This window comes from Mycobacterium ostraviense, from assembly GCF_002705925.1.
Taxonomy (GTDB): Bacteria; Actinomycetota; Actinomycetes; order Mycobacteriales; family Mycobacteriaceae; genus Mycobacterium; species Mycobacterium ostraviense.
In genome coordinates this window covers 2,070,130-2,084,543 of the sequence record NZ_NKRE01000001.1, presented here as the reverse complement: position 1 = coordinate 2,084,543, position 14,414 = coordinate 2,070,130, and the positions used below count along the sequence as shown (strand labels likewise).

7 protein-coding genes and 3 pseudogenes are annotated in these 14,414 nt (G+C 68.6%); 3 read left to right on the top strand and 7 right to left on the bottom strand.

The features are described 5' to 3' along the window. Positions 1 to 219: 219 nt before the first annotated feature. The 3 genes and pseudogenes from CDN38_RS28925 (at position 220) to CDN38_RS09455 (ending at position 3,132) form a co-directional block, all read left to right on the top strand. Entirely contained in the window at positions 220 to 444 is a 225-nt protein-coding gene (locus CDN38_RS28925; RefSeq protein WP_180276311.1) for a hypothetical protein, read from the top strand. Between the two features lie 10 nt (positions 445 to 454). Beyond that, positions 455 to 1,672 (top strand): annotated as a pseudogene (locus tag CDN38_RS09460) (HNH endonuclease signature motif containing protein); the annotation flags it as partial. Between the two features lie 57 nt (positions 1,673 to 1,729). Next, positions 1,730 to 3,132 (top strand): annotated as a pseudogene (locus CDN38_RS09455) (recombinase family protein). Positions 3,133 to 3,328: 196 nt separating this feature from the next. Here CDN38_RS09455 and CDN38_RS09445 read toward each other — a convergent pair. From CDN38_RS09445 to recC, 7 genes and pseudogenes are all read right to left on the bottom strand, one after another. Then, complete coding sequence (locus CDN38_RS09445; RefSeq protein WP_075509348.1) at positions 3,329 to 4,945, bottom strand: replication initiator; 1,617 nt, start codon at positions 4,943 to 4,945, stop codon at positions 3,329 to 3,331. After that, positions 4,942 to 5,427 (bottom strand): annotated as a pseudogene (locus CDN38_RS09440) (FtsK/SpoIIIE domain-containing protein); the annotation flags it as partial. The pseudogene CDN38_RS09440 and the gene CDN38_RS09445, both read right to left, overlap by 4 nt. 178 nt (positions 5,428 to 5,605) lie before the next feature. After that, positions 5,606 to 5,788, bottom strand: a complete 183-nt coding sequence (locus CDN38_RS09435; RefSeq protein WP_082277408.1) for a PIN domain-containing protein — start codon at positions 5,786 to 5,788, stop codon at positions 5,606 to 5,608. Next, a complete protein-coding gene (locus CDN38_RS09430) occupies positions 5,788 to 6,060 on the bottom strand; it encodes a type II toxin-antitoxin system Phd/YefM family antitoxin (RefSeq protein ID WP_075513339.1) in 273 nt (90 codons plus the stop codon). The genes CDN38_RS09435 and CDN38_RS09430 overlap by 1 nt, the downstream gene beginning before the upstream one ends. Positions 6,061 to 6,138: 78 nt before the next feature. Beyond that, a complete protein-coding gene (recD, locus tag CDN38_RS09425) occupies positions 6,139 to 7,851 on the bottom strand; it encodes an exodeoxyribonuclease V subunit alpha (protein ID WP_075513340.1) in 1,713 nt (570 codons plus the stop codon). Further along, positions 7,848 to 11,126 (bottom strand): exodeoxyribonuclease V subunit beta, encoded by a 3,279-nt coding sequence (gene recB, locus CDN38_RS09420; RefSeq protein ID WP_075513341.1) that lies wholly within the window; start codon positions 11,124 to 11,126, stop codon positions 7,848 to 7,850. Before recB ends, recD begins: the two co-directional genes overlap by 4 nt. Continuing rightward, positions 11,126 to 14,407, bottom strand: coding sequence for an exodeoxyribonuclease V subunit gamma (gene recC, locus CDN38_RS09415; RefSeq protein ID WP_075513342.1), 3,282 nt, complete (start codon positions 14,405 to 14,407; stop codon positions 11,126 to 11,128). The genes recB and recC overlap by 1 nt, the downstream gene beginning before the upstream one ends. Between the last annotated feature and the right edge of the window lie 7 nt (positions 14,408 to 14,414).

The window sequence follows — 14,414 nt, the reverse complement described above, 5'->3', positions numbered from 1 at the left end:
CCGGACAGCCCCCTCACGGAACTCCCGGTCGTACTTCATCCGCTTCTCTGGCATCGTGCTCCTCATTGTCGATGCCTCTACGGTTTGGGGGGAACCTCAATCAACAAGCCAGACGACACCGAGGAGGCCGCTCAGTAATTACCGCTCGACGGTGCCTCATTCAGGTTGACAGATTCCGCTGCGCGACTGGGGCGAGCCCACGGTCTGAGCCTGTGGCAAGTGGCACTGTGCGACGAGACCTCGCCACTGGTTCCGTCGGCGTCGGCGCGCGTGGATGACCTGGTCAGCGTTTTCGCCGCTGTCTTCCGCCGGACCGGGCAACGCGATCTCGCCGCGCTGCCTGATGCTCGCGTTCTTGCCAGCACCGCGGTTACCGCATCGGCTTCACGCGTCGTTGTCGGGCGGGTGGTCAGTTCAGATCGTGTTGTCGGTGCCGTCGCCTAGTATCGCTCATATGTTCGAAGTGTCGTTGCCGGATCCGGCTGAACTGCGCCGATGCGACGACTCTGCGCTGGTGGCAGCGATCGAGGACTGCGCTCGCGCGGAGGCGGCCGCGAGTGCTCGGCGGTTGTCGGCGATCGCCGCGCTGACCTGTCGGCGCACCGCCAGTGACCAGCGCGCAGACTGGGCGTGCGACGAATGGGACAGCGCTGCTGCCGAGGTGGCTGCCGCGCTGGGTCTGAGTCAGGGCAGGGCGTCTGGGCAGATGCATCTGAGCCTGGCCTTGAATCGGCTGCCCAAGGTGGCGGCGCTGTTTTTGGCCGGGGGGGTTAGCGCGCGGTTGATGTCGGTCATCGCGTGGCGGACCTATCTGGTCCGCGACCCCGAGGCGCAGCGACTCGTCGATGCCGCGGTGGCCGAACACGCCGGTGCGTGGGGGCCGTTGTCGGCGTCCAAATTGGAGCAGGCCATCGACGGGTGGGTTGATCGCTACGACCCCGGTGCGTTGCGGCGCACCCGTGCGGCGGCCCGCAGCCGCGACGTGTGCTTCGGCGAACCCGACGACGACGTGGGCACCGCCGCGTTGTGGGGCCGGCTATATGCCACCGACGCCGCGATGCTGGATCGGCGGCTGAAACAGATGGCCCACGGGGTGTGCGACGACGACCCGCGCACCCTGGCTCAGCGCCGCGCCGATGCGCTGGGCGCATTGGCCGCAGGCGCCGAACGGCTGGTGTGCGGGTGCGGTAACGCCGACTGCCCCTGCGGTGCCGGCGACACTAACGAGCGGGCCAGCGGTGTGGTCATCCACGTCGTCGCCGAGTCCTGCGCGCTGGATGCTGCAGCTGACCCGCACATGTCGGGTGAGGTGCCCCCATCGCGGCCAATCACTCCGGAGATGACGCTGGCCGAGGCGTTGGCGCCGGACCCCGAACCCGATCAGCCCGCCGCGTCATCGGTCAAGCCGCCGGCCACGTTGATTACCAGCGGGGGTGTGGTGCCTGCGCCGCTGCTGGCCGAGTTGATCCGCGGCGGGGCCACCATCAGCCCCGTGCGCCAACCCGGCGGCCTTGGGTTAGAGCCGCACCACCGACCGTCGGCCAAGCTGGCGGAGTTCATCCGAATCCGCGATTTGACGTGCCGGTTCCCCGGATGTGACGTGCCCGCCGAATTTTGTGACATCGACCATACGGTGCCCTGGCCGTTGGGGCCCACACATCCGTCAAAGCTCACGCATTGCTAATATACCCCCGTGGTCAAGACGAAAGCCGCTGGTCAGCGTTCCGGGGTGCGATCGGCGGCGATTTATGCCCGGATTTCGGCTGATGTGGAGGGGACTGGGTTGGGGGTGGCGCGGCAGTTGGAGGATTGCCGCAAGCTGGCCGCTGATCGGGGCTGGCCGGTGGGTGATGAGTATGTCGATAACGACGTATCGGCGTTTTCGGGTAAGCCGCGCCGGGAGTATGCGCGGATGCTGCCGATCTTGGCGCCGGTGTGCGCGATGCGGTGATTGTTTACAACTTGGATCGGTTGCATCGCCGCCCGGTCGAGTTGGAAGAGTTCGTGGCCTTGTGCGAGTCGGTGGGCGTGCGTGATCTAGCCACGGTGACCGCCGACATCGATTTGGGTAATGATGACGGGTTATTCATGGCCCGGATTTTCGCGGCGTTCGCCGCGAAGGAGTCGGGCAGGAAGTCCGCGCGTATTCGCCGCAAGATGTTGCAGAACGCCGAACAAGGGTTGCCGCACGGCTCGGTGCGCCCGTTTGGCTACGAGCCCGACAAGGTCACGCTGCGCGAGGCCGAGGCCGCGGTAGTGCGCCAGATGGTGGACCGGTATCTGGCGGGGGCTTCGATCCGCTCGTTGACGGTGTGGCTCAACGATTCCGGTATCGCGCCGGCGGCATCGACGTCGTGGGGTACCTCGGCGGTGCGTCAAATCTTGTGCTCGGGGCGTATCGCAGGCCTGCGTGAGCATCACGGGCAAGTGATCGGGCCCGCAGTGTGGCCGGCGATCATCACCGCGGCGCAACGGGATCAAGTGTTGGCCCGCATGGCTGCTCGGGCGCTGCACAAGACCCGCGCGCCGCGCACCTACCTGCTATCGGGGTTGCTGCGGTGCGGGCGCTGCGGGGGCCGGTTGTATTCCCAAGCCCGCCACGGCGGTCCCGCGACGCCGGTGCGCCGCTATGTGTGTCTGAGCGGCCCAGACCAGGGCGGGTGCGGGCGGCTGACGGTGGTGGCTGCCCCGGTGGAGGAGTTGTTAACCGAGGCGGTGCTGGCCCGGCTGGACTCAGCCCAACTGTCCGACGCGCTGACAGGCAAAGCGAGCACCGACCAGGACGTGGCTGTGTTGGCCGCTCAAGTCGACACCGATCAAGACCGTCTGGATGAGCTGGCCGGCCTGTACGCCGATGGGGTGATCACCGCCCGGGAGTGGATCGCCGCGCGCGACCCGATCACCGACCGCATCACCACCGCGCGCCGCGATATCGCCGCGGCCACGGACACCACCGCGATCTATGAGTTGGCCGGCACGGGAGCAGCGTTGCGTAGCGGGTGGGCTGATCTGGACTTGGGTCGACAGCAAGCCGTCGTCAAGGCGGTGTTGGATCACGCCGTGATCGCTCCGGGCACGCCCGGTTCGCGCAGCCTCGATATCGGGCGGGTGCGGCCGGTGTGGCGGGTATGAACCGCCGAGTACTCCTGGTTGTCCGCTCCGAGCAGGGTCGCCACGCGGGCGATCACGGTCGGGTCGCTCACCGTGACGGGCAGGTTCTGGCGTTCACATGAAGCGCGCAGCCAGGCGATGAATTCGGCACGCTCATAGAGCGGGACCGCGCCGTCATCGTGACTGCCGGCAGCGCGGCCTGCGGGTGTTTTGGTCATCACCCGGCTCCGCGGGATGTCGCTGGGGTGCGCGTGGCGGTAGTTCGGGATTCGGTGATGCCGGTGATGCGGGCGCTGATGTGGCGCAGGGCTGCGGAGATGACCAAGACGCGGTCGCCGGCGCTGGTGTGTCCGGCGCGGTCGAACTCCCACAACACGTCGTCTGCGTCGATCGGTTCGCGCCGCCCGCTTGTGCTCGCCGTCACCGCGGCAGCGGAATGGGCGGAGTGTGTATCGTCTTGCGGGCCTGAATGTTTGGCTTCCTGGTCGCGGGTCCAGGCGGCGCGCCCGGTGCGCAGCGCGCTCATGGTGGTCGAGTAGCGCCGCGATTTGGTGGTGATGTGGCCGCGGTAGCCCAGGGTGTGCAGCCAGCGCCCGATCCCGGTCAACGATGATCCCGCCGAGACCGTATCGGCGAGGTCGGCGATGGTGGTCAAGATGGCGCGCACGTGTTCGCTGACGTCCAGGCCGCCGATCGCTTCGGCCGACAAGCGTCGGGCGGTGATACCGAAGTCGTGTAGGGATTTGGTGACGTATTTGGCCAGGTATGCCGCGACCCGGCGCGGCGACAACCGCGACACCGTGCTGGGGGCGGCCTGAGTGGCGGGATTGTCTGGGGCTGTGGTGGTTTCTTGTTCCAAGGATTGAGTGTCGATCTGCGTGCCGAACCGTAGGGTGCGCACGACAGTCTGGTCGGGGCCGCCTTCGCCGACAGTGACGTCGATGCTGATGTGGCGGGCGGCGCGCTGGATCAGAGCGGCCAACTCGGCAGCGGTGATCGACGACGACCAGTCACCGTCTTGGTCGGCTACCGGGCGGGTCACCCCACCGCCCCAAGGGGCGGCGGGGCCGTAACACTGGTGGTCGCCCGACCCGCTGGTGTCGGGAGGGTCAGCGGGGTCCAGGCGGATCAGGGCGTGGATGTGGGGGACGGCGCGGGCTTGCAGTTCCACGATTTTGACGAAACTGACCCGCACCGATCCGGGCGTGACCCCAACGGTTTTCAGCTGGGTGGAGACGGCGCGTCGTAGTGCGATGGTCAACCGCCGCCACAGCTCGGGCAGATGCCAGGTGAACAGCACATGCCCGAGGTAGTCGTAGCACTGCCCGCAGAGCGGCTGACCCACCACGGGATCGTCGACGCTGTGGGTTGTGGTGCAGTGCACGAGTTTTCCATGCTGGCAACGCGCCGCCGGCCCGCCGGGATTGCGGGGGTGGCAGGGCCTGCCGGTGGCGTTGTGCACCGCGCCGTAACTGGGTGCGGTCAGCGTGGCGAACACTTGCGGCCGATCGGCGACGTCGGCGGGCATGTCGTGGTGACCGCCGGCAGCCCCGGCGTGTACGAGTTGCCAGGTGTCGCGGGCATAAAGATCCGAACACGACGGACACACCGCAGCGCGACGGTTGTTGCAGCGCGTCCACACACTGTGCCCACGCCCGACGTTGTCGATGCCCGAGAGCTGGATCGGGTAGGCGCAAAACCCGACCGATTCCACCCGGTGCCACCACGGCCCGTAACTCGGCGAGGATGCCCGGCGCAGCATCTGGGCGATCACCGGCCCGGGATCAACGGTGGCCGCCAAACCCGGCAGCACGATCGTTGTTGGGGTGGTCATCGCCGTGTCCTTGGGCCGTTGTGGTTTGGTGTGGGTGGCTGAAAGTGAGTGGCCAGCCAGCAGATGTCGTTGTCGGTGACGCAGAAGGCCCGTACCCGCGCCAGGCGGCTATTGCCTTCAGTGAGCACGTAGCCGACCCCGGGGGTGGCGTCGGGGATGTCTTCGCAACGCGCCCCGCCCTGATGGGCTGCTGTTGAGAGGATCATCGCGGTCTGGGTGGGCTCGGTCATGCGCAGGCCGACGCGCACGGGGAACAGTTGGCGCAGCGCGACGACGTCTTTGGAGGGGTCTTGCACGGCGGCGATCACCGATATTCCGACCGCGCGGCCCTGAGCCAGCCACAACCCGAGCAGCTGTTCGACCTCTGCGCGTTGTTTACGGTCAGCGTAGGCGGTCAAGGTGGCCAGCTCATCGACCAGCAATACGATGTGCGGCTCAGCCGGGGTGGGTCGATGTGTTCTGGTGGTACCGCGTAGCCTGTGCTTCCCCCGGTTTCTCGGAGACTTCCGAACCAGGTTTGATCTTGAGAGCCTGGAGGAAGGAAGTGTGCAGTGGCAGCGAACAGGAAGTATCCGGGCTACCGCGAGCCCCGCCTCACGCCCTCACATGACACGCAATCGTTATCACATCGCTATCATCTGCCACTACAGTCACACCCGTTTACGAACAGGCTCTAAGCAGCTCAGGTTCGACGCGCCGCAGGGCGCGAGGCAGCTCCACTTCCGTCAGCGTCGACGACACCCATGCCGCGGGCACCTGCGTGTCAAGCCACTCCGCCAGAGCATCGCTTTCCGGTTCCCGCCGGATCAGTTTGATCAGGGCCGAGGTGTCGAGATAGAGCATCAGTAACGCTCATTGTCGCGCAACTCGCGCAGCACCTGGCCGGCCTCGTGCTCAGTTTTGATAGGCCCGGTCAAACGTGGCGCCGGCCCGCTGATGGCGGGGGGATGAAGCTTTCCGGAGCTGATCATCTCGGCTAGGGGATTCTCCTGGGCCGGAACCAAATGAGCTATGACGGTTCCGCGTTCGGTGATGTCGATGTGCTCACCGCGTTTTACCCGGGCGAGTACCCCGGCAGTGTTCTGGTTCAATTCGCGCACCGGCACTTCGGACATGCCACGATAGTACTACGAATTCGTAGTACGCAGGGTCGCGGACCGATGAGACGGCTGTCTGGCCGCCTCCCGCCGAAATCACCGACGCTGCAACCGCATTCGCAACCCGGACGCCCGCACCGCGCGTCGCTCGACCGCGGCCCGCACCGACGCCTCGTGACCCACCACCCGCACCTTCGCCTTGGCCCGGGTGACCGCGGTGTAGAAGAGCTCACGCGTCAGCAGTCGCGAATCCTGTTCCGGCAGCAGGACTGTCACCTCGTCGGCCTGGCTGCCCTGGCTCTTGTGGATGGTCATGGCGTGCATGGTATCGACGTCGGACAACCGGCCCGTGGCGAAGTCGAGCGGCCCGGCCGCACCGGCCAGGACGGCGCGCAGACCGTCCGGGCCGGCCACGGCCACCCCGGTGTCGCCGTTGTACACCCGTAACCCGTAGTCGTTCGCGGTCACCAGCAGCGGCCGCCCGGCATACCACTGCGACCAGGGCGGCTGGCCCGTCTCTTCGGCCAGCCAGGCCTCCACCTGTCGGTTCCAGTGCCCGACACCGAAAGGCCCGCGCCGGTGCGCACACAGCATCCGGTGCTCGTCGAGTGTGCCCAACGCGGCGTCCACGGCTCCCAGCAGCGCCGCCTCGCGCAGCCGCAACGCGTGTGGCACCAACACCGCCCGCAACCGTGGCGTCGGGTCCTCGTCGTCGATGAACTCGATGTGCTCGTCACCCGATCGCAGCAGCGCCAGCACCCGGTCCGCGTCGCCACCGCGAATCGCGTCGGCCAGGGTGCCAATCGATTTGCCGAACCGATGCGAGGTGCGCAGCGCGGCCACCCGCACGTCGTCTCGCGCCGCCAGCCCGTCCACCAGATCCGCCAGCACCGCACCGGCTTCCACCGACGCCAGCTGATCGGCATCGCCCACCAAAATCAGCCGCGCGCCCGGACGAACCGCTTCCAGCAGCCGCGCCATCAGCGTCAGCGACACCATCGACGTCTCGTCAACCACGATCACGTCGTGCGGCAACCGATTGCCGCGATCGTGGCGAAACCGCGACGACGTGTCGGGCCTGCTACCGAGCAGCCGATGCAGCGTAACCGCCTGCAACTGCCCGAGTCTCATGCGATCGGCCGCATCGAGACGGGTCACCTCGTGTCGCACCGCCTCGGCCAGCCGCGCCGCCGCCTTGCCGGTCGGCGCCGCCAGCGCGATCCGGGGCCGTGACCGGCCGGCCAGTTCGGCCTGTTCGGCCAGCGCCGCCAGCAGGCGCGCCACCGTGGTGGTCTTGCCGGTCCCCGGCCCGCCGGTCAGTACCGTGACACCTTGCGAGAGCGCGATCTCCGCGGCGGCTCGCTGCTCGTGGTAGCCGGACGGGAACAGTCGCTCAAAGGCCGGCCCGGATGGTCTGGGAACCAGCATGGCCAGCAGGTCGTCACACACCTGCTGCTCCTCGCGCCAGTACCGGTCGAGGTACAGCAGCCGGTCGTCATAGAGATGCAGCACCGGCGGATCGGCGAGCAGCGTGCTGGCCCGCACCGCAGCCAGCCACTGCTCGGGGTCCGGCCACGGTAGGCCGTCAGCGGCCCCCGCGATCGTCGACAAGTCCACGCACACCGACCCGCCGCGTAGTGCCCGCACCGCCAGCGCCGCGGCCAGCGCCACCCGGTCATCTGTCTCCTTGCCCAGGGCGCAAAGACGCTGTGCCACATGAACGTCCGCAAGATCGAGCGCGCCGGCCTCGTTGAAGCTGCGTAGCAGGCCCGCGGCGGTAGTGGCGGTGTCGACGTCGACAGCGCTCACGCGGCCCGTTTCCCGTCATCCAGAAGATCCGACAGCGCCACCACCAAGTCGGCCGGCGCGGCCCAGCCGAACACGCCGGCCGGGTGCCCGTCGAAGATCGGCGTGTCAACACCACACATTCCCCGCACGAACAAATACAGCACCCCGCCCAGATGCCGCCGCGGATCGTATCCGGGCTGCCGCCACCGCAGAAACCTATGCAGCACAACCACATACAGCAGCGCCTGCAACGGGTAGTCGGAGTGCAGCATGGCCTCGGTCAAGCGGGCGAAACCGTAATCGGCGGCGGTGCCGCCCAACTGGTTGGTCTTGTAGTCCACCACCAGGTATCGCTGCTGCGGCAACCGCAACACCACGTCTATCGACCCCGACAGATACCCCCGCAACGACTGATCGCCCAAACCGGGCGACGTCAACCGATCGGCATAGGACCAGAACGGATCACTGCGCGTCAGGTGCACCCGCAGCAGCTCACCCACATCCGACAGTGACACCCGAGACACCCGCGGCGCGCCGGCCCGCAGATCACCACCCGCCAACGGTATCTCGAAGTCCAGCTCCCGCAGCCGATCCCGCACCCCGATATCGCGCAGCGTCAAGTCGCCGGCCAGCGGGCCCAGCGGCGAATCGTGCATCGGGACCAGCGCCGTCGCCAGCTCGGCGGCATCCGCGTCGACCGGCCACCATGGCGCGTGCCGTCGCAGCTGCTCCTCGAGCTCGCCGGCCAAGTCGACGGCCTGCGGGTCGGCCGTTTCCAGCACCGCATGTACCAGCGACCCGAACGCCGCACCAGACGGCATGGCCGCCAGCGGCGAGTCGAGCTGGGCACCCGAGCCCGGTTCGCTGACGAGCACCGCATCCACCTCGTCGTCGCGCACGTCGACCTCGGGTTCGCTGGTCACGCCTGATGTCGCGGTCGCTTCTGCGGCGCGCACCAGCGCCGAATACGACGTGCGCCGCCAGCTGGTGTCGATCTGGCGGTGGAAATGCCGGACCGCGAAACCGTCAGCCGCCGAGCTCGTTTCGATGGCGGCGGGGGAGACGATCGTCGATTCCTCGACCGACGGTCCGCCGACTTGCTGCCAGCGCGTGAACACCGCCCACGCGTCGTCGTCGCAGATGCGCGGTGTGCACCTATCCGGCACCACCGGGTCACCGCTGCCACGACCGCGCAGTAGCCGCGACAGGCCGCCGTTGACCTCGTCGACGGTCGGCGCCCACCAGGCCACCACCTGAGACTGGGCCCGGGTGAGCGCGACATAGGTGAGCCGGATGTTGTCGCGGGCCGCCTCGGCACGGTTCAACTCCTCGACCGATCGGCTCTTGTCGCCACCGAGATAAAGGCAGCGGGTATCGGTGTCGTCATGATAGAGCAGGATGTCGTCGCGCCGGACGTTCCGGTTGAACATGAACGGCACGTACACGATCGGAAACTGCAGACCCTTGGCCACGAACACCGTCATGATCTGCACCGCTGCGGCGTCGCTGTCCAGGCGGCGGTTCTGCTCGGCGGCACGGGTGGTGTCGTCGCACTGCCTGCGCAGCCAATCACGAAGGGCCGGAAGGCCGTAGCGTTGCCGATGAGCCGTCTCGTGCAACAGCTGGGCGAGATGCGCCAGGTCGGTCATGTGTCGTTCGCCGCCGCGTTGGCCCAACACCCGGCGGCCCATACCGCCCAACTGGGCGGCCTCGAACACCGCCGCCACACCCCGCAGCCGAGCCTGGTCCGTCCACTCACGAAGCGTCGCGGCCACCCGGTCGGTCAGCGTATCACCCTCAGCGGCAAGGGTTTCCGCAGTCTCGCCGAAGAACATGGTGCAGGCGGCGGCGCGGACCAGCCCGGTGCGCTGCGGCGCGTCGAAGGCCTCCAGCAGGCACAGCCAGTCTTTGGCCGCCCGGGACGCGAACACATCGGTGTCGCCGGTGTAGACCGCCGGGATACCCGCCCTCGCCAAGGCATCCCGGCAGGCCCGGGCGTCTCGGTGATGCTCGACGATCACCGCGATGTCCCCGGCCGCCACCGGCCGTCCGGCGAAGCTGGCGCCGCTGGACAGCAGGGACGCGATGTCCCCGGCCAGGTCGGCGGGAATATGCTCGCGCAACAAGCCGATTGGCACGTTGGCGGTACCGTCGTAGCCGACGGTCTGCCGCCTGACGACGCGCAGCCGAAACGGCGCGCCGCGCGGCGCCCCCTCCAGTCGATGTCCGCCGTGGTGCGCCTCGATGTCGTGCACCACGATCTCCGGGTGGCCCAGCGCGGCACCCCGCAGCACCGTCTGCAGGCTCTCGACGAGCACCCCGTCACTGCGCCAGTTGACTCCCAAGGTGTAGCGGGCATCGGCGGTGCGGGCCGCCTTGAGGTAGGTGTAGATGTCGCCACCGCGAAAGCCGTAGATGGCCTGCTTCGGGTCGCCGATCAGGATCAGCGTCGACTCGCCCCGAAAGGCACGTTCCAGCACCTGCCACTGGATCGGATCGGTGTCCTGGAATTCGTCGACCAACACGATTCGCCACCGGCGCCGCATCCGGTCGCGAGCCGGCGAGTCCACCGCCGCGAGGGCTTTCGACAACCGCAGCAGCAGGTCGTCGTAGCCGAGAATCCGTAGCCGGCGCTTACGTCGCTCGAGCTCGTCGAGCACCTGCTCGGCGAAGTTCAACCGGACACCGGCCGCGCTGTCCGGGTCGGGACCCAGCGGGCGCCGCTGCGCGTACGGATCGGCGACGACGCTGCGGGCCAGCGCGAGCGCCTGCGCATACGTCAGCACCGGATCGGTGTCGCTGTTGGCGAAGCGCGCGAGGTAGCAGTCATCGACGATCTCGGCCACCAGGTCGTCGAGGCTCTCCTGCAAGGTGAAGCCGGAATCACTATCACCCGCCACGCCAAGGGATCTCAGCACCGAGCCGCAGAACTCGTGCGTGGTGGCGATGGTGGCGGCATCGAAGTTGGCCAGCGCGTCACGCAGCCGGGCCAGCCGTACGGCGCGCTCGGCCCCGCTACCCAGCAGGTGCCTGACCAGATCGGTGTCGGGCGGCATCCGGCCGTCCAAAGCGGCCACCGCCGCCACGATCTGGTCGCGGACGCGTTCGCGAAGCTCGCGGCTGGCCGCGCGGTTGAACGTGATCAGCAGCATCTCGTCGAGAGTGACGTCAGTTTCGGCGAGGTAGCGAGTCACCAGACCGGCCAGCGCGAACGTCTTGCCGGTGCCCGCGCTGGCCTCCAGCACAATGGTGGCGCCGTGCTCGGGCAGCGGCCCCAGCAGGTCGAAGCGCTCCATCAGCCGGTCCTCTCGGCGTTCAGCAGCGGCAGCCACAGCCTGGCCGCCAGCGCACCCAGGCGGGTGTCCTCGCCGGCTATCTCCTCGCCCGGGCGGGGCGCGTCAAGCAGCACACCGAAGGCGGGCTTGTCGCCCCAGACCCGTAGGTGCGCGGGCTCCCGCTCGTCGCCGTCGCGAAACCGGTTGGACTCCCACCGTTCTCGCGCGGCCGCTGCGGGCTCGTCGCCGTCCCGGCGCGCCTGCGCCCACGCGTACGACGTTTTCAGCGGCAGCGGCAACGGCTCTCGCCGGCCCGCGTCGTACAGCGACACCAGATCGCGCAGCACGGCCACGGGGTCCGGCGGAGGCGCGAATTCCCTTCTGGCGGTGCGGTTCCTGCTGGTTCCGCGGCCGATGCACAGCGCCGCCCAATCGCGGCCCGGACGTTGAGCGGCCAACGCGACCAGCCCGATCCATGACGTCAGCACATGCTTGGGCGCCAGTTTCGAGTACGTCACCGAGACCAGATGCTCGCCGTAGACGGGCGTGACGGTCCCGCTGAGCCGGCCGGTGCCGAGATCGATGTCAATGTCGTAGGCGTCGCCGTCGGCCGCCATGTGTGGCAATGCGGCCCGGGCCAGCTGGCACGCACGGTCGAGGATTTCCTTGGTCTTGCGAACCCCAATCCGCCCGGGCGGCAGGGTTCCGCGACGCCATTCGGCGTTGGCGGCCGCATCCGGATGCATGCCGCGCAGGATGTCGTGCAGTAAACGGTCGCCGACCGTCCACGCCTGCAGGGCGTCGATCTCGACGGGCATTTCGTCCTCGACGGTGTCGACGTCCCACGGCAGGGTGACGTCGAGTGCCCGGAAGAACCCTTTGACCGGGTTCTTGAAGAAGTCCAGCAGATCGGCCAGCGTCACCTCACCGGCAGGCGGTTCAGGCAGCCTGTCGCCAATGAAAGCCGCGGGCGCACAGCGCTTCCCGGTGGCCGCTTCGGCGGCCGCGAGCGCAGCAGGGTCAAAGGTGAACGGTGTGGCGGGCACCAGTGCGCCGGGTGTGACGTTCTTGCGATCGAAGGGCTGCAACGGATGTCTGGTGAGGATCTGCCGGCGAGCCGGCGCTACCGTCGTGCGATCCAGCGCGTCGAGCAGCTCGGCCAGCGGCACGGCCGGCGGACGCGGCTGCCCGGTGTGCTCGTCGGCGCCGGTGTAGGTGATCACCAATGTCTCGGTGGCCGAACCGATCGCGTCAAGCAGCAACTGACGATCCTCGGAGCGCACGTCACGCTCACCGGTCATCGGCGCCCGCGCCAGCAGGTCGTCACCGTCGGGCACACTGTGCCGCGGGAAGATGCCGTCGTCGAGCCCGACCAGGCACACCACCCGATGCGGCACCGATCGCATCGGCACCATGGTGCACACGGTCAGGGTGCCGGTGCGAAAGTTGGCCCGGCTGGGACGCCCGCCCAGCGATGCATCCAGTAGCGCCGACACGTCGGGGAGCCGCAGCAGCGTGGACGCGCGGGCACCGGCTTGCGCGCGCACGTCGGCGAATTCCCGCTGCAGCTGCGCCCGCTGCCACTCCTCATCGCAGCGGGTGAGCAGGCCAACCCCGTCCGTCAAGGCGTCCAGCCAGTCGGTCAACGCCATTGCGCCACTGAGTCGTTCGACCACCTGATGCAACCGCGCGACGTACTCGGCCAGGCGTCCCGCCAAGTCCACCCGGTTGCTGCCGACGTCGTCGAGGGGCAGCGCGGTGTCCAGCCACGCCCGCGAGTCGTCCGACATGGCCACGCCGGTCAGGATGCGGTCGATGCCGAACCGCCAGGTGTTGTGCAGGAAACGCTCCAGGCCGTACGGCCGGCGATGTTGCGGGTCGAATCCCCACCGGATGTTGGACTGGCGCACCCAGTCGGTGATCACGTCGAGATCGTCGTCGGTGAAACCGAAGCGGGCGCGCACCGGGGCGGCCTGCGCCAGGTTGAGCACCTGGCTGGCGGTGGCCCGACTGGCCGCAATGCCGAGCAGTTCGGCGGCGACGCCGAGCAGCGGATTGGTCTGGGTGAGCGCGCGGTCGGCCAGGCGGACCCGTAGCCGGTGCGCCGGATGCCCGCTACCGGCTGCCTCGCCCAGCCCGAAGCCGGCGACGATCAGCGGCGCGTAGGTCTCGATATCGGGACACATCACCACCACGTCGCGCGGTTCCAGGGTCGGGTCGTCCTCCAGCAGGCCCAGCAGCACCTCGCGCAGCACGTCGACCTGCCGGGCCGGCCCGTGACAGGCGTGGACCTGCACCGACCGGTCGCCGACGGCCAGCCGCCGCCCGTCCGGGCGCGTCGCGTTGGCGGCGATGTCGGCTTGCAGCCAACCCAGCAACGTGTCGGGTTTGGTTGCCCCGCCGAGGAATTCGTCGGTCGCCGGAGCGGTCGGCAGCGCCCGTTGCAGCTCCCGCAGGTCGCGCCCGAGGGTGTGCAGCAGCGGATGCCGGGCAGCGTGCCCGCTGGTGTCCTGACGTCGTGGCACCGCGCCGTGGACACCGCCGAGCGCTTGCCACAGATCGTCACTGGGGTGGGGCAGCCACAGGTGCAGATCGTGATGAGTGGCCAGCGCGCCGAGCAGTTGCACGTCGGTGCACGCCAGTCGGGTATGCCCGAAGAGCGACAGCCGCGCCGGCAGGTCGGCCGGGCCCGCGGTCAGCCGGGCCACGGTTTTTTCGTGCCGGAGGTGCGGCGGATCGGCCGGGACCGCGGCTACCAATGCCCGCCACAACTGGGGTTGCCACGCCAGGTCGGCGTCCACGTCGTCGAGGCGCCCGTCCAGCCAGCCGGCCAGCAGCGCAGGACGCTGCCGGGCGTAGGCGGCGAACAGCCCGGCTAGGCGGCGCGCCACCGAATAGCGGCGACCGCGGCGCAACTCTGCCTCGACGGCGTCGGTGTCGAAGTGGCCCAGATGCGTTGCCAGTGAGCGGCACCACGGTTCGTCGAGGACGGCGTCGATCACCTCCAGCAGCGGCCACGTCATGGCCTCCGGCGACCATGGGTCGGTGTCGGCAGTGCCGGTGATCTCGGCGATGAGCGATTGCGGGCTGCGGAATGCGACGCAGGCGCACACGCCGTCGGCGTGGGCGCCGCGACTGCCCAACACCTGGGACAGGTGCTGGCTCAACCAGCGTTCCATGCCGCGGGCGGCGACCAGCACCAGCTCCGATGCGAACGGGTCGGGCAGCGGGTCGGCCAGCAGGGCACCGAGTCCGTCGGCAAGGAGGTCGGTGCGCTCGGCACGGTGGAGATGAAGTGCCATCGCGGGC

Excerpts from the sequence above, each read along its gene's own strand:
- CDN38_RS09445 (WP_075509348.1), bottom strand. The coding sequence starts at position 4,945 with ATGACCACCCCAACAACGATCGTGCTGCCGGGTTTGGCGGCCACCGTT.
- CDN38_RS09435 (WP_082277408.1), bottom strand. The coding sequence starts at position 5,788 with ATGCTCTATCTCGACACCTCGGCCCTGATCAAACTGATCCGGCGGGAA.
- CDN38_RS09430 (WP_075513339.1), bottom strand. The coding sequence starts at position 6,060 with ATGTCCGAAGTGCCGGTGCGCGAATTGAACCAGAACACTGCCGGGGTA.
- recB (WP_075513341.1), bottom strand. The coding sequence starts at position 11,126 with ATGGAGCGCTTCGACCTGCTGGGGCCGCTGCCCGAGCACGGCGCCACC.
- recC (WP_075513342.1), bottom strand. The coding sequence starts at position 14,407 with ATGGCACTTCATCTCCACCGTGCCGAGCGCACCGACCTCCTTGCCGAC.